Annotated in this window: 15 protein-coding genes; 11 read left to right on the top strand and 4 right to left on the bottom strand. The window is 62.4% G+C overall.

All coding sequences use genetic code 11. The annotated features are described in order from the left end of the window. The first annotated feature begins 122 nt into the window (after positions 1-122). From AB6809_RS01580 to AB6809_RS01530, 11 genes are all read left to right on the top strand, one after another. Positions 123-443, top strand: a complete 321-nt coding sequence (locus tag AB6809_RS01580) for a hypothetical protein (RefSeq protein ID WP_006049520.1) — start codon at positions 123-125, stop codon at positions 441-443. A gap of 151 nt (positions 444-594) precedes the next feature. Further along, positions 595-2,757 carry an ATP-binding protein gene (locus tag AB6809_RS01575; protein ID WP_371025965.1) on the top strand — a complete coding sequence of 721 codons (2,163 nt, stop codon included), beginning with the start codon at positions 595-597 and terminating at the stop codon, positions 2,755-2,757. Continuing rightward, the gene (locus AB6809_RS01570) at positions 2,754-4,385 is read left to right on the top strand and encodes a response regulator (RefSeq protein ID WP_029966708.1); all 1,632 of its coding nucleotides are present in this window, start codon (positions 2,754-2,756) and stop codon (positions 4,383-4,385) included. The genes AB6809_RS01575 and AB6809_RS01570 overlap by 4 nt, the downstream gene beginning before the upstream one ends. Next, the gene (locus tag AB6809_RS01565) at positions 4,382-5,014 is read left to right on the top strand and encodes a response regulator transcription factor (protein WP_029966706.1); all 633 of its coding nucleotides are present in this window, start codon (positions 4,382-4,384) and stop codon (positions 5,012-5,014) included. The genes AB6809_RS01570 and AB6809_RS01565 overlap by 4 nt, the downstream gene beginning before the upstream one ends. Positions 5,015-5,258: 244 nt before the next feature. Beyond that, positions 5,259-5,399: a hypothetical protein gene (locus AB6809_RS01560; RefSeq protein WP_371025964.1), complete on the top strand. Its 141-nt coding sequence runs from the start codon at positions 5,259-5,261 to the stop codon at positions 5,397-5,399. Between the two features lie 29 nt (positions 5,400-5,428). Further along, positions 5,429-5,638, top strand: coding sequence for a hypothetical protein (locus AB6809_RS01555; protein ID WP_006049515.1), 210 nt, complete (start codon positions 5,429-5,431; stop codon positions 5,636-5,638). A 76-nt stretch (positions 5,639-5,714) separates the two neighbouring features. Beyond that, positions 5,715-6,992, top strand: a complete 1,278-nt coding sequence (locus AB6809_RS01550; protein WP_029966703.1) for a NupC/NupG family nucleoside CNT transporter — start codon at positions 5,715-5,717, stop codon at positions 6,990-6,992. Positions 6,993-7,008: 16 nt separating this feature from the next. Then, a complete protein-coding gene (locus tag AB6809_RS01545; protein ID WP_006049513.1) occupies positions 7,009-7,398 on the top strand; it encodes a cytidine deaminase in 390 nt (129 codons plus the stop codon). After that, positions 7,395-8,360 carry a nucleoside hydrolase gene (locus tag AB6809_RS01540; RefSeq protein WP_029966702.1) on the top strand — a complete coding sequence of 322 codons (966 nt, stop codon included), beginning with the start codon at positions 7,395-7,397 and terminating at the stop codon, positions 8,358-8,360. Before AB6809_RS01545 ends, AB6809_RS01540 begins: the two co-directional genes overlap by 4 nt. Positions 8,361-8,439: 79 nt before the next feature. After that, on the top strand, positions 8,440-9,375 hold the full coding sequence (gene panE / locus AB6809_RS01535) for a 2-dehydropantoate 2-reductase (RefSeq protein WP_029966701.1): 936 nt from the start codon (positions 8,440-8,442) through the stop codon (positions 9,373-9,375). A 64-nt stretch (positions 9,376-9,439) separates the two neighbouring features. Then, positions 9,440-9,739: a hypothetical protein gene (locus AB6809_RS01530; RefSeq protein WP_029966700.1), complete on the top strand. Its 300-nt coding sequence runs from the start codon at positions 9,440-9,442 to the stop codon at positions 9,737-9,739. A gap of 87 nt (positions 9,740-9,826) precedes the next feature. On the opposite strand, the gene AB6809_RS01525 is transcribed toward AB6809_RS01530, so the two are convergent. From AB6809_RS01525 to AB6809_RS01510, 4 genes are read right to left on the bottom strand one after another with little or no spacing between them, the layout of a single operon-like run. Then, the gene (locus AB6809_RS01525; protein WP_006049508.1) at positions 9,827-10,873 is read right to left on the bottom strand and encodes an ABC transporter substrate-binding protein; all 1,047 of its coding nucleotides are present in this window, start codon (positions 10,871-10,873) and stop codon (positions 9,827-9,829) included. Between the two features lie 43 nt (positions 10,874-10,916). Continuing rightward, positions 10,917-12,044, bottom strand: coding sequence for an FAD-binding oxidoreductase (locus tag AB6809_RS01520; RefSeq protein WP_029966699.1), 1,128 nt, complete (start codon positions 12,042-12,044; stop codon positions 10,917-10,919). Then, positions 12,037-13,470 carry an FAD-dependent oxidoreductase gene (locus AB6809_RS01515; protein WP_371025963.1) on the bottom strand — a complete coding sequence of 478 codons (1,434 nt, stop codon included), beginning with the start codon at positions 13,468-13,470 and terminating at the stop codon, positions 12,037-12,039. Before AB6809_RS01515 ends, AB6809_RS01520 begins: the two co-directional genes overlap by 8 nt. Further along, a complete protein-coding gene (locus AB6809_RS01510) occupies positions 13,467-13,826 on the bottom strand; it encodes a (2Fe-2S)-binding protein (protein ID WP_029966697.1) in 360 nt (119 codons plus the stop codon). Before AB6809_RS01510 ends, AB6809_RS01515 begins: the two co-directional genes overlap by 4 nt. Positions 13,827-13,844: the final 18 nt, after the last annotated feature.

Below are 13,844 nucleotides of genomic sequence, written 5' to 3'. Positions count from 1 at the left end.
TCAGGATTTCCTTACCCGCGAATCGGGATACCCCTGGCGCATTCTCCGCGCTGACTGACTGCCGTGCGATGCGCTTCGTTCTATGATGAGCAGGTCAAAATGGCCTAACCGGATGAGCAGAAATGATTCCGTATCTGTCGCAGCGCGAAAACGAGGTGGAGCATATCAATTCGATCTGCTTCCGGCTATTCGATATCTGGTGCGAACGACGCTGCATCACGCCGCTGGGATATCTGCTGCATTGCTGGCCGCTGGTCGACAGCGGACCGAAAGCGATCAGGCGAGTAGGCGAAACACTGCGGGAATTGCGCAAGTCTCATCATACGGAACTGGATGGCGACGTCGCGGCAATGCTTCGCGAACTGGCCGATTGCGTGGACGATCTTCTGCTTCGCGCAGTGCACGAGCCGGCAGGGGCAACCGGAATCCGCCTCTCGTCGTGAGTCGAATGCAGCACGCTGGGCACGCAATCCGGCAACGCTCTCGCATGGCGTCATAACGTAATAACCGCTTGTTTAAGGCGGGTGCCGTAAAACCGCAGTCGCTGCACGAGCGCGCAACGCGAACTGACATCACCATGCTTGCGGGGGCAATATGGCTGTCGACCTCATGGGACAGTGGCGGTATCCGCTCAGGCGGTTGCGGCACAGTGTCGTGCTCCGGCTTCTCGCAGTCGTGATTCTGTTTAGTTGCGTGCTCACCTTGTTGTTGACCGCGCTGCAGATCGAGCGCGATTACAGCGCCGGTGTTGCGCTGATCGAGAACCGTCTCGCGGACATCGATAAAAGCTACCGCGATAGTCTCGGCGAGGCGCTGTGGCGGTTAGACGATGCGCAATTGCGGCTCGAACTGGGCGGCATTGTGCGTCTCGCGGACGTCAGCACGGCTCAGGTGCGTCAGTCCGGAAGCGGCACGGCGCCGCTGCTCGTGTCCGCCGGCAAGCCCGCAGGCGGACCCGCAATCACGCGCGAGTACCCGCTCGTCTATCGCGTGCTCGGCAAGGAACAACGCATCGGCACGCTGTATGTGCAGGCGACGTTGAACGATCTCTACGACGATCTCACGCACACGGCGCTGCTCATTCTCGTTACTCAGGCCGCCAATACCTTCCTCGTTTCTCTTTTCATCTTCTACGTACTCACGCGGCTCGTGACGCGTCATCTCGCGGTACTCGCGCATACTGTCGAGGACTACGATTTTCGCGAGCCCGCGCAGCCGTTGAAACTGAATCGGCGCGCGCCCCGTGAGCCCGACGAACTGGAACGCGTGGTGACGGCCTTCAATTCGATGGGCGCGCGCCTGCACCACGCCTATCTCGACGAGCGCGAAGCCGCCGCCGAGCGCGAAGCGCGTCGCTCGGCCGAGGCCGCGAATCGCGCGAAAGGGGAGTTCCTCGCCAACATGAGTCACGAATTGCGCACGCCGTTAAACGCCATTCTCGGCTACGCGCAGATCTTGCGGCGTGACGCAAGCCTGAGCGAGCACCATCGCGAAGGCGTCGGCGTGATTCAACGCAGCGGCGAACATCTGCTCGCACTGATTGGCGACGCGCTCGATTTCGCGCGGGTCGAAGCGGGCCGCTTGCGCATTGAGATGAATGACGTGCCGCTCGCCGGCACACTCGACGCAATTCGCGAGATCATTGAAGTGAAGATTGCGCAGAAGCATGTCGAGTTTATCTGGCGCGTTGCGCCCGATGTGCCCGATGCAGTACGCGCGGACGAACGGCGCTTGCGTCAGGTGCTGCTGAATCTGCTGGTCAACGCATTCAATTACACGGATCAGGGCAGCGTGAGCCTGTTGATCGAAATGAGCGCGGCGGGCAAGGTCTGCTTTGAAGTGCGCGATACGGGCATCGGCATGGATGCCGATCAGCTCCAGACTATCTTTGAGCCTTTCGAACAGATCATGCATACGGAGCGTGGCGCGAGCGGCACGGGGCTCGGCCTCACGATCAGTCAGCAGTTGCTTCGCGCAATGGGCAGCGAGATTCTCGTGCAAAGCCAGCCTGGCCGCGGCAGTCTGTTCTGGTTCGAACTCGACGCGGCGGCAGTCGTCGCGCCGCTCGCGGCGCCTGCCCGCACGGACGCGCGCATGGCGACGGGTTACAAAGGGCCGCGCCGCAAGGTCGTCGTGATCGACGATGTCGCGATGAACCGCGCGGTCATGGTCGAGTATCTCGGCCGGCTCGGCTTCCAGATCGTCGAGGCGACAGGCGGCCGGCAAGGACTTGCGAGGATCTTGAGCGAACGTCCCGCGCTGATCGTCACCGACGTCGTGATGGCGGATATGGACGGACTCGAAGCGACCCGCAGATTGCGGCAGATTCAAGGCTTTGCGAATGTGCCGGTCATCGCGACATCGGCGAGTCCTTCCGGCGTGGGCGAACAACGCAGCCTCGCGGCCGGCGCGAATGCGTTTCTTTCGAAGCCGATCGACTTCGACAAACTGCTCGCGCAACTCGCGCGTTTGCTCGACCTCGAATGGACTTACACGCAAGCCAACGATCCTGCGGTCGTGCTCGATGCACCGACTGCACCGCTTGTCCCCGTGCCCGAAAGAGAACTTCAGCAGTTGCATCTGCTCGCGCGCCGCGGCGATATGCAGGAAATCGCGCTGTGGGCGGAGCGCGTCGGCAGACATGCCCCGCATTACCACGCGTTCACCGCGCGGATTCTTTCTCTCGCGAAGGGCTATCAGTCCAAGACGCTGCTGCATCTTGTCGAAGAGCAACTCGAACGTCAGGCGGTAAGATGAGCGAGATGACTCTTCCTGGCGACGCTTCGCCCACTGTTCTGATCGCCGACGACAACCCCGCGAATCTCGCGGTCGTCGTCGAAAGCCTGGTCGCGCGCGGCTTCAAGGTACTGGTCGCGCTCGACGGTCCGGAGGCGATTCAGCGGGCGCAATTCTCGCAGCCCGATCTGATTCTGCTCGACGTGAGAATGCCGGGCATCGACGGTTTCGAAACCTGCCGGCGCCTCAAATCCGACGAGCGCACGCGCAATATCGCCGTGATCTTCATGACGTCGCTAACGGGCAGCGATGACATGGTCGAAGGCTTCTCCGCAGGCGGCGTCGATTACCTCACAAAACCCGTTCACGTCGATGAGATGATGGCGCGCATCAGCACGCATCTCGCGTTAAGAGGCATGCACCAGAAGCTGATTGCGCAGAACCGTCAATTGCAGGAAGAAGTATTCGTGCGCCAGCGGGCCGAAAGTGCATTGTCGCGCGTGCGCGACGGTCTCGAAGAAAGCGTCGCTCAGCGCACCGACGAACTCGCGCGGGCCAATGCAACGCTGCAAGCGCAGGTCGAGGAGCGCAGGCGCGCCGAAGCGCGGCTCGTTGCAAGCGAGTTCCGTTTTCGCACAATTGTCGAGACGAGCCCGGTGCCGCTTTGCATTACGTCGATGCCGGAAGGGCGCATTCTCTATACCAACAAACCGTTGCGCGAACTATTCGGCGTCGACTACGTGACCACACACATCACGAATATCGGCGAGCTTTATGCGGACACTGACGACCGCGACCGGCTGGTCGACCAACTGCGTCATGAAGGGAACTTTCGCAATACCGAGGTCAAGTTCAGGCGGCCGGACGGCACGATGTTCTGGGCGATCGCCACCGCGCGCGTCGCGACTTATGACGATGCGCCGGCGATCTTCGTCGGCCTTAACGACATCACGGAACGCAAACGCATCGAACAGGAACTGGTCGAGTCGCGCGAGCAATTGCGAGAACTTTCCGCCTATATGGAAGCGATTCGCGAGGAAGAGAGAAAGCGCATCGCGATGGAAATTCACGACGAATTGGGCCAGCTTCTCACTGCGCTAAAAATGGATGTGTCGCTGCTCAAGATGCGTCTTCCCGGCGATCAGGAAGTCGCGAGAAGAGCCGACGATATGCGTGAACTCGTCGAGAGAACCATCTGGATGGTGCGCAACGTCGCGAGTCATTTGCGGCCGGCCGCGCTCAATTACGGTATCGTGTCGGCGCTCGAATGGCTCGTCGACGATTTCGGGCGGCGCAGCGGACTCGCCTGCCAGTTCCGCCTGAACGGCAACGAGCCCATACTGTCCGATGCGCACGCAACCGCCATGTTCCGTATCGTGCAGGCTTCGCTGACCAACGTCGCGCGGCATGCCAGCGCGACGCGCGCGGACGTCACGCTCACGAGTACGCAGGCCGCGTTGGACCTGCATGTGAGCGACGACGGCTGCGGTTTCGATCAGGAGGCGGTGCGCCGCGATTATTCATACGGACTGCTCGGCATGAGCGAGCGGGCGCGTCTGATTGGCGGATCGTTGCTGATCGACAGCGCGCCGGGCACCGGCACTTCGGTTTCGATTCATATACCGCTTCAGGATGGGCTTCAGACATGATCAACCTTTTGATTGCCGACGATCACCCTTTGGTGCGCGGAGGTCTCAAGCAGATAATCGAAACGACGCCCGACATCGTCGTGGCCGGCGAAGCGGCGCAAGGCTCCGAAGTAATCGAAAAGCTGCGCACCTGTCAGGTCGATCTGCTGTTGCTCGACATGACGATGCCCGGCATTAGCGGTGTCGATCTGATCCGGCGCGTGCGTGCCGAGCGTCCATCGCTGCCGATACTCGTGTTGAGCATCCATAACGAGGCACAAGTCGTCTCTCGCGCGCTGCGCGCGGGCGCAACCGGTTATGTGACGAAAGACAGCAACCCTGACGTGTTGCTCGCGGGGATTCGCAAGCTTGCCGAAGGCGGGCGCTTTATCGATCCGAAGCTCGTTGAGGGGATCGTGTTCGAAACCTATTCGGGCGATGCGCCACCGCACGAAATTCTTTCCGATCGCGAGTTTCAGGTTCTGCAGATGCTCGCGCTCGGCAAGAGCCTGAATGACATCGCCGACGCGTTCGCGCTCAGCGCGAAGACGATCAGCACGCACAAGATGCGGCTTATGCAGAAGCTCGGCCTCGCCAATAACGCCGATCTGATTCGCTATGCGATCAGACACGGACTCGTCGCCGAGTAGGTCACGAACACGTAATTTTGACGCGTCAGGAAAACCTGAGCCTCAAAACAGGCATTCCTGAACCGACATTCCGCCGCCGCCGATGGAGGCGTTGCCACCGCCGACTTACGATGCATGATGGGAACCGGCGGAGGACCTAATGGCAGCGTCAGAGCGATCATTGCGTGACCTTATCGAGAAGTGGCTCGACGCAACAGGTGCCGCATCGGCACGCGTGCAGTTGCAACCGTCCCCGCGTCGTGGGATGAAGCGCTGCGTCTGCGTCGAGGCGCAACGCGAGGCCGGCGCACTCACGCTGTTTTTCTTTCGACACGGCGACGGCCTTTGGCACGTCTTTCCGCCTGACGAGCGGCCGGCCATGAGGATCGCCATGATGGCCGCCTAAACGGCAGTTTGCGCAACGGAGGCAGGATCATGACCCGACAGGAATGGGGTTTGGTGTCGCCGGAAGTACTGGCGCTGCGCATGTGGATGAGCGTGTGGTACGACCATGCAGTAGTGTCCGGTTTCATTCGCGCGCCCTTCGAACTGAACGACGCCGATGCTGAGCGGCTCGAAGGTTATTTCAGCCTCGGCCTTACGCCGCAAGAAGGCGCTGTCGTGTTCTTTTCCAAATCTCACTGATTCGCGCTTTAAACATTTCTCTCCCGCAGCAGTTTCGTTTAGCATCAGTGCCACTTTCATATGAAGAACAAGAGACATGGCACTTATCGCTCGCGACGTACTCGGCATTGCCGTACTGCTGCTCATCGCCTTTATCTTTTCGACCAATCGTCGCGCTATTCGCTTACGGACTGTAAGTAGCGCCTTGCTCGCGCAATTCTGCATTGGCGCATTCATTCTGTTCGTGCCGCTCGGCAAGACGATTCTCGCGGCCGCGGCGACCGGCGTGAATAGCGTGCTCGGCTACGGAAATGCCGGCATTGAATTCCTGTTCGGCGGACTCGTGCAGGCGAAGATGTTTCAGGTATTCGGCGACGGCGGCTTTGTGTTTGCGGTGCGCGTGCTGCCGGCCATCATCTTCGTGACGGCGCTTATTTCCGTTCTCTACTACCTCGGCGTGATGCGCTGGATCGTGATCGTACTCGGCACTGTCTTCCAGAAACTGCTTGGCGTGTCGAAGCTCGAATCGTTTTCCGCCGTCACCACGATCTTTCTCGGGCAAAGCGAAATGCCCGCGGTCGTCAAACCGTTTACGCGCGACATGACGGGTGCCGAACTATTCGCGGTGATGTCGAGCGGCATGGCCGCGGTCGCGGGCTCGGTGCTCGCGGGTTATGCGGGGCTCGGCGTGCGAATCGAATATCTGCTCGCCGCGTCGTTCATGGCCGTGCCCGGCGGACTGCTGTTCGCCAAGATCATTCATCCGTCGACGGAACCGAGCCGCGTTCATCTCGACAACCTCAACTTCGACGAAAAGCGTCCCGCCAATGTGATCGAAGCGGCGAGCTCGGGCGCGACCGTCGGACTCAAAATCGCCGTGATGGTGGGCGCGATGCTGATCGCATTCGTCGGACTCATCGCATTGCTCAACGGCCTGGTGGGCGGCATAGGCGGCTGGTTCGGCCACCCGGATCTGTCCATGCAATCCGTCCTCGGCATGGTGTTCGCACCGCTCGCGTGGCTGATCGGCGTGCCGTGGAGCGAGGCCGCGATTGCCGGCAATTTTCTCGGGCAGAAGATCATTCTCAACGAGTTCGTTGCATACGCATCGTTGTCGCCCTATCTGAAGGATGCCGCGAGCGTGAGCGCAGCGGGCCTGCAGGCGCTCGATCCGCGTACGCTTGCTATTCTGTCGTTTGCGTTATGCGGCTTTGCGAACTTTGCGTCGATCGCGGTGCTGACGGGCGGCTTTAGCGCCGTCGCGCCGGAACGACGCGCCGAAGTCGCGCGCTACGGCTTGCGTGTGGTGCTCGCGGCAACGCTCTCGAATCTGATGAGCGCGACCATCGCGGGCATGTTCATTACGCTCAATTGATTCGAGGACGTCTCGCATGAACATGGAACAACTGTTGGAGCGCGCGGGTGCCGCGCGAGAAAAGGCCTATGCGCCGTATTCGAAATTCAAGGTCGGCGCTGCGTTGCTGACGAAAGACGGCCGCGTATTCGACGGCTGCAATGTGGAGAACGCGTCGTATGGTTTGTGCAATTGCGCTGAACGTACCGCGTTTTTCAGCGCGATTGCAGCGGGCTACCAGCGCGACCAGTTTGCCGCGCTCGCCGTGATCGGCGACACGGATGGGCCGATTGCGCCCTGTGGTGCGTGCCGCCAGGTGATCATTGAACTCGGCGGCCCCGAGTTGCGCATTCGACTCGGCAACCTGCATGGCGCGACGCGTGACACGACCGCGCGCGAACAACTGCCGGACGCGTTCTATCTATGAGCAGGCACAAGGTGATTTACGACACCGACCCCGGTGTCGACGATGCGATGGCGCTCGTCTTCCAGGCGCTGCATCCGGATATCGAACTGCTCGGATTGACGAGCGTGTTCGGCAACGCGACGATCGAGACGACCACGCATAACGCGCGCTTTCTCGCGGGCCGCTTCGCGCCCGGCGTGCCGGTCGCGCGCGGCGCCGCGGCTCCGCTCGAGCGCGCCGCGCCGCAGCCGCTCGCGTGGATTCATGGCGACAACGGCCTCGGCAACATCGTGCTGGGCGACTCGGCGGCTGCACCGCTCGACCCGCGGCCCGCGCACCGGTTCATTATCGACAGCGTGCGTGCGCATCCCGGCGAAGTCACGTTGCTGGCAGTCGGCCCGCTGACCAATCTCGCGCTCGCGCTCGCCGACGATCCGCAGATCGCGCCGCTCGTGAAGCAGGTAGTCGTGATGGGCGGCGCGTTCGGCACCGAGGGCGTGCTCGGCAACGTGACGCCCGCAGCCGAGGCCAACATTCTCGGCGATCCTGACGCCGCCGACATCGTGTTCGGCGCGCCGTGGCCTGTCGCCATTGTCGGGCTCGACGTCACGCAGCGCACCATCATGAGCCAGGAGTATCTTGCGTCGATCCGCGATCGCGGTGGCGCCGCGGGCCAGTTCATCTGGGACGTATCGCGGCACTACGAGGCGTTTCATCAGCAAAGCGCGCAGTTAAAAGGCATTTATGTGCATGACTCGTCGGCGGTCGCGTATGTGCTGGCGCCGCATCTGTACACCACGCGCAGCGGTCCGGTGCGCGTGTTGACGGAAGGCATCGCCGTCGGCCAGACGATACTGAAGCCGTCCACGATGCCGGTGCCCGCGCCTGCGTGGGACTCGCGGCCCGCGTGCAAGGCATGCGTCGGCGTCGACGCGGCCGGCATGCTCGCGTTATACGAGAACACCGTCTGCGCGAAGCCGTGAGCATGTGCGCTTGTCCGGTGCATTGCGCCAATCTTTGCTACATTGCTTCGAGCGACGACATTCATTCGAGAGGCCAAAGATGCGAATTCTGGTTGTAGGCGCGGGCGCCGTGGGCGGCTACTTCGGCGGACGGCTCGCAGCGGCGGGACAGGACGTCACTTTTCTCGTGCGCGCGGGCCGGGCGGACAGGCTTCGGCGCGACGGACTGGTGATCAAAAGCGCGCGCGGCGATCTTACGCAGCGTGACGTCAAGACGATTCTGGCCGGCGTGAACGCCGAACCGTTCGATGTCGTGCTGCTAAGTTGCAAGGCATACAGTCTGGACGATGCAATCGATTCGTTTGCACCGCTCGTCGGCGAATCGACAGTGATTCTGCCGATGCTGAACGGCATGCGTCATATCGACGTGCTCACGCAACGATTCGGCGAAGCGCGCGTGCTCGGCGGCCAATGCGTGATTGCGGCCACGCTCAACGCCGATCAGCAGATCGTGCATTTGAACGACACGCACGCGGTCACGTTCGGCGAACTGGCGGGCGGCGTCTCCGAACGCGTGCAGGCGATTGCCGACGCGATGGCCGACGCGAATTTCGACGTGGTGGTCAGCGAGAACATCTTGCTGCGCATGTGGGAAAAGTGGGTGTTCCTTGCGACGCTCGCGGCGAGTACATGTTTGATGCGCGGCTCGATTGGCGAGATTTTGTTCGCACCGGACGGCAAGCGCGTGATCGAGAATCTGCTCGCCGAGGCCCGCGCGGTTGCGCAACATCATGGCTTTACGATGGCGCCGGATTTCGATGCGCGTGCCACGCAAATGCTTTTTACGCCGTCGCCGCTTACCGCTTCCATGTTGCGCGATGTAGAGAACCACTCGCACACCGAGGCCGATCATATTCTCGGCGATCTGATCGCGCGCGGCGGCGAAGCGCAAAAGAGCGAGCAGAGTTTGTCGTTGCTGCGCATCGCGTATAGCCATCTGAAGACGTATGAGGCAAGGCAAACGCGTACATCGTGACGTAGAGAATTTAAGCGGTGAGCGTGAGTGGTGAGTCGTAGCCCCATGACCGGAGGAGGTCAACATGCCGGCTCCAATCGGATCGGTGCCCGCGCTTAGCGCTGCGTCCGCGACCATCTTCTCGATCGGTATTGCGTTTCTCGGCTATTGGGGAATGTATGAGCCGACCGGCTGGCGGGTAGCGGACGTGATCGTGTTCATCCTCGCGCTACTGGGCTTCGGCTGCCTCGGGCTCGTACCGTGGATGGCAACGACGCCTGTCGAACCCGAAACGAGCGACGTGAAAATACGCATTGCGCGACATCTGTTTCTCGGCGGCGTAGCGGCGATCTGGCTTGCGGTGGCCGTGTCGGTCATCTTCTAAAACGTATTCGCACACAAAGAAAATCGCGCGCCTCTATGCAACGAGGCGCGCGATTTTTCATTTATGTCGAAGCACGAACCGCTGCGCTCAGCGTTCGATCTGCCGGTTCCAGCGCGTGTCCCACTGCGCGCGATGCGCGTTGATCGTGTCCCAATCCACCACCGTCACCTTGCGCACGAGGTCTTCCAGATTGCCGAGGCTTTGCTGCATCGCCGGCGTCATCTTCGCGAGGCGGTTGGTCGGAATCTGCTTGCCCGCTTCGGCGGCTTTGGTCTGCGCCGGCGCGGACAGCAGGAATTGCGCGAGCTTTTGCGCAAGCTGCGGATCGGGGTTGTTGTTGACCACGCACAGATCGACGAGCAACAGCACCGGACCTTCCTTCGGATTCACGTAAGCGACCGGAATGCCCTTGTCGGAGAGATCGCCGACGGCAGTCGGCGTCAACGGAAAGAGACCTGCTTCGCCGGTCTGCACCATTTCCGAAATCTTCGCCGAGTTCGGCACGTATTCGACGACGTTCGGGCCCACCGTACTCGCCCATTTCGTGAAGCCGGGTTCGACGTTCTGCTCGCTGCCGCCCATCAAACGGTTGATCGCGAGAAAGCCGTGCAGGCCGAACGTGCTGCTCGACGCCGACTGGAACACCACCTTGCCCTTGTACTTGGGATCGGCGAAATCCATCCATGAAGTGGGCGGCGCCCAGCCTTTCTCGGCAAACAGCTTCTTGTTGTACGCAATGCCCGTCATGCCGAGTTGCACGCCCGCGCCCATGTCGTCCTTCATGCGCGCAAACGGATAGAGTTCCTTGAGCACCGGCGAATCGTCGAGCTTCTTGCATACGCCCATGCTCACGGCGCGCGCCATCACGCCGTCATCGAGAAACACCACATGAATTTGCGGACTTGCCTTGTTCGCGAGCAGCTTGGCAAGAATGTCCGACGACGTGCCCGGCACGACCACCACTTTCACATTGTTCGCTTTCTCGAAGTCGGGCAGCACCTGGCTCGTATAAGCCTTTTCCATCGGCCCGCCATTCATGCCGATGTAAATGGTTTTGGTCTGCGACCACGCAGGCGCTGCCGCGCCGAATGCACACAAGGCGGCGAGCGCCGCGATCGTTCGGAACAGTTTCATTGATGATCTCCAGGTTTCGTGAATGTGGTTTCCAAGCGTGGTTCTATGCGACGGATGACGTAGCAAGCTGCGCAAAGCGGCCAATCGAAAACGCGTCGAGAGGCGTGGCCGTGGCGCCGTCGATGACGAGATCGGCGAGCACTTCGCCGACACCGGGCGCGAGCAGAAAGCCGCCGCCCGAAAAACCGAATGCATGCAGAAGACGCGGCACCGCGCGGCTCGCTCCGATGATCGGATTGTTGTCGGGCGTCTCGCCCTCCACGCCGCTCCATGTGCGGATCAGGAGCGCCTCGCGCAGCGCGGGCAGCAGCGCGCACGCATCGCGCATCACGGCCCGCGTGGTTTCCGTCGACGGCCGGCCGTATTCGCCATCGCCACTGCCGCGTCCGCCGCCGATCACGCAATTGCCGCGCGCCACTTGCCGCGCATAGATGCCGCCGCCATATACGCCGAGGTTGTGCGTGATGAAAAGCGGCAATGGCTCGGTGACCCACATGTTCGGATAGATCGGCTTCATCGGCGCTCTTTCGCCAAAGTAGCCTGCAACGGTATTCGCCCACGCGCCCGCGCAATTGATCAGCCAGTCCGCGCTGATGTCGTCATTGCCGGCACGCATCTGAAAGCGTCGGCCGTCGTGACGAATGTCGCCCAGTTCGGTTTGCTCGCGCACGTCGGCGCCCGCGGCACGCGCGGCGCGTGCGAACGCGGGCGAGACGAGACGCGGATTCGCATGACCGTCGCTCGCGCACAGCGAACCGCCAATCGCCGCTTCGCCAAGCCACGGATAACGTCGCCGAAACGACTCGCCGCTTAGCAACTGCGCATGCAGTCCGTATTCGCGCGCCATGCCGGCCCATTGCTCGAGCGCGGCGAGATCGCTTTCGCTGCGCGCAAGCCGCAAATGTCCCGACACGGTGAATTCGCCGTCGATGCCGATCAATTCCGGCAAGCGGTCCCACACGCGCCGCGCGCGCATCGCGAGCGGCATCTGTTCGACCGGGCGGCCCTGGCAACGCACGCCGCCGTAGTTCACGCCGCTCGCCTGCGCGCCGCAAAAACGCCGCTCGATTAGAGCCACGCGCAAGCCGCGTGTCGCAAGCGCCAATGCCGCCGACGAACCGACAAGTCCGCCGCCCGCAATCGCGACGTCGTAGTGCACGGCGTCACTCATCGCGCGCCTTCTCGGGAATCTCCGCGACGTCGTCCGCATAGAGCGCGGGCGACAGCGGAATCGGCTTGACCGGCGGCTGGCTGCGCAGACGGCCAACCGCTTCGAGCGGCCGGCCGGTTTCCTCGGCAAGCAGTTGAAGCGCCGCCTCGCCGCACATGCGGCCCTGGCAACGTCCCATGCCGACGCGAGTGAGCGCCTTCAGGCGATTGATCTCGTTTGCCTCGCCGCCGCGGATACAGTGCCTCAACGTGCCCGCGTCGATTTCTTCGCAGCGGCACACCGTCATATCGTCGGGCCACTGCGCCGCGCAGTTCGCGGGCGGCGCGAAAGCTGTTTCGATGCCCGCGCGAAACACGGCGATACGTTGCAGGCTGCGTCCGAGCGAGGCGGCATCGGACATGCCGGGTCCGCGCGGATGCGCGATGCCGAGGTCGTCGAGCAACGCTAGCGCGGCACTGCGTCCGGCGAGTTCGGCGGCATCGGCGCCGGCAATGCCCGCGCCGTCGCCGGCCAGATAGAGGCCGCGCACGGAGCTGCGTCCCGCGGAATCGAGTTCGGGCAGCCAGCAGCGATTGAGCGCGTCGAAGCGGAAGCGGCAGCCCGCGAGATCCGCAAGCTGCGTTTCGGGCTTGAGGCCGAAACTGACGCCGACCGCATCGCATTGTATTGATTCGGGTGGCGAACTAACCGAAGAGCCGCGCCATTCAATCGACTCGACATTCAGTGCGCCGCGAATACCGACCAACTGCACGCCGCGCTCGATGCGTATCCCATGTGCCTTCAACCAACCCACGTAATACAGACCCTTTGCGAACGTCGACGGAACGCGGACGAGTTTCGGCGCGGCTGCGATCTGCCGCGAAAAAAGGCTTGTGTCGAGCACCGCGGCCACCTGCGCGCCGGCTTTCGCGTATTGATAGGCGACGAGATACAGCAACGGTCCCGTGCCCGCCAGCACCACACGCCGGCCGATTACACAGCCTTGCGCCTTCAACGCGACCTGCGCCGCGCCGAGCGTGTAGACGCCGGGCAACGTCCAGCCAGGAAGCGGCAGAACGCGGTCGGTCGCGCCGCTTGCAATGATCAGATGCGAGAACGGCACGCTGATTTCGCGCCCCGCGGCGAGCGTATCGAGGCGGCCCGCTTCGCAAGCCCATGCCAGTGTGTCCGGGCGATAGTCGATGTGCGGCAGCAGCGCGGCCATCGTCGTATGCAACGCATCGGCCTTGTGCGCCTCGAAACCGTACAGTGTTTTTTTCGAGCGCTCGAAGCCGCCGTTGGCGGGCGGCTGGCGATAAATCTGTCCGCCCCAACGCGCGTTTTCATCGATCACGATAGGGCGCACGCCTGCCGCGACCAGCGTTTCGGCGGCACGCACGCCGGCCGGTCCCGCGCCGACAATCACCACGCGGCGAGCGTCGTTCATGGCGCGTCTCCGCTGATTGCGGCATCCGCCGAACGGTCGCGTGTGAGAACGCGCATGCCGTCGGTGACGAGCGTCGAACAGGCGCGCACGCGCTTGCCTTCCTCGGTGCGCATCCAGCAGTCCTGGCATGCGCCGATCAGACAGAAGCCCGCGCGCGGCGCGCCGCTGAATTCGCTGTCGCGCACGCGGCGCTGTTGCATCAGCACGGCGGTCAGCAACGTATCGCCTTGCAGCGCGGAGACCTCATCGCCGTCGATATAAAAGCGCAGCGGTTCGCGCCGCGTTTCGGCCACGCGCACGAATTGCGGCTCGCGCGCGGACGTTGAAGGGTGAGATGACGGCAAGTTGGACGGCATGAGAGCGTGAGCGGAAGA

Origin of the sequence: Paraburkholderia sp. RCC_158 (assembly GCF_041355255.1) — a bacterium.
Taxonomy (GTDB): Bacteria; Pseudomonadota; Gammaproteobacteria; order Burkholderiales; family Burkholderiaceae; genus Paraburkholderia; species Paraburkholderia graminis.
The sequence above is the reverse complement of the archived record's forward strand: the minus strand, read 5'-3'. Positions and strand labels throughout refer to the sequence as shown.

Bases quoted from the DNA above. Each gene is read 5' to 3' on its own strand.
- AB6809_RS01580 (WP_006049520.1), top strand. From the start codon at position 123: ATGATTCCGTATCTGTCGCAGCGCGAAAACGAGGTGGAGCATATCAAT.
- AB6809_RS01575 (WP_371025965.1), top strand. From the start codon at position 595: ATGGCTGTCGACCTCATGGGACAGTGGCGGTATCCGCTCAGGCGGTTG.
- AB6809_RS01570 (WP_029966708.1), top strand. From the start codon at position 2,754: ATGAGCGAGATGACTCTTCCTGGCGACGCTTCGCCCACTGTTCTGATC.
- AB6809_RS01565 (WP_029966706.1), top strand. From the start codon at position 4,382: ATGATCAACCTTTTGATTGCCGACGATCACCCTTTGGTGCGCGGAGGT.
- AB6809_RS01560 (WP_371025964.1), top strand. From the start codon at position 5,259: ATGAAGCGCTGCGTCTGCGTCGAGGCGCAACGCGAGGCCGGCGCACTC.
- AB6809_RS01555 (WP_006049515.1), top strand. From the start codon at position 5,429: ATGACCCGACAGGAATGGGGTTTGGTGTCGCCGGAAGTACTGGCGCTG.
- AB6809_RS01550 (WP_029966703.1), top strand. From the start codon at position 5,715: ATGGCACTTATCGCTCGCGACGTACTCGGCATTGCCGTACTGCTGCTC.
- AB6809_RS01545 (WP_006049513.1), top strand. From the start codon at position 7,009: ATGAACATGGAACAACTGTTGGAGCGCGCGGGTGCCGCGCGAGAAAAG.
- AB6809_RS01540 (WP_029966702.1), top strand. From the start codon at position 7,395: ATGAGCAGGCACAAGGTGATTTACGACACCGACCCCGGTGTCGACGAT.
- panE (WP_029966701.1), top strand. From the start codon at position 8,440: ATGCGAATTCTGGTTGTAGGCGCGGGCGCCGTGGGCGGCTACTTCGGC.
- AB6809_RS01530 (WP_029966700.1), top strand. From the start codon at position 9,440: ATGCCGGCTCCAATCGGATCGGTGCCCGCGCTTAGCGCTGCGTCCGCG.
- AB6809_RS01525 (WP_006049508.1), bottom strand. From the start codon at position 10,873: ATGAAACTGTTCCGAACGATCGCGGCGCTCGCCGCCTTGTGTGCATTC.
- AB6809_RS01520 (WP_029966699.1), bottom strand. From the start codon at position 12,044: ATGAGTGACGCCGTGCACTACGACGTCGCGATTGCGGGCGGCGGACTT.
- AB6809_RS01515 (WP_371025963.1), bottom strand. From the start codon at position 13,470: ATGAACGACGCTCGCCGCGTGGTGATTGTCGGCGCGGGACCGGCCGGC.
- AB6809_RS01510 (WP_029966697.1), bottom strand. From the start codon at position 13,826: ATGCCGTCCAACTTGCCGTCATCTCACCCTTCAACGTCCGCGCGCGAG.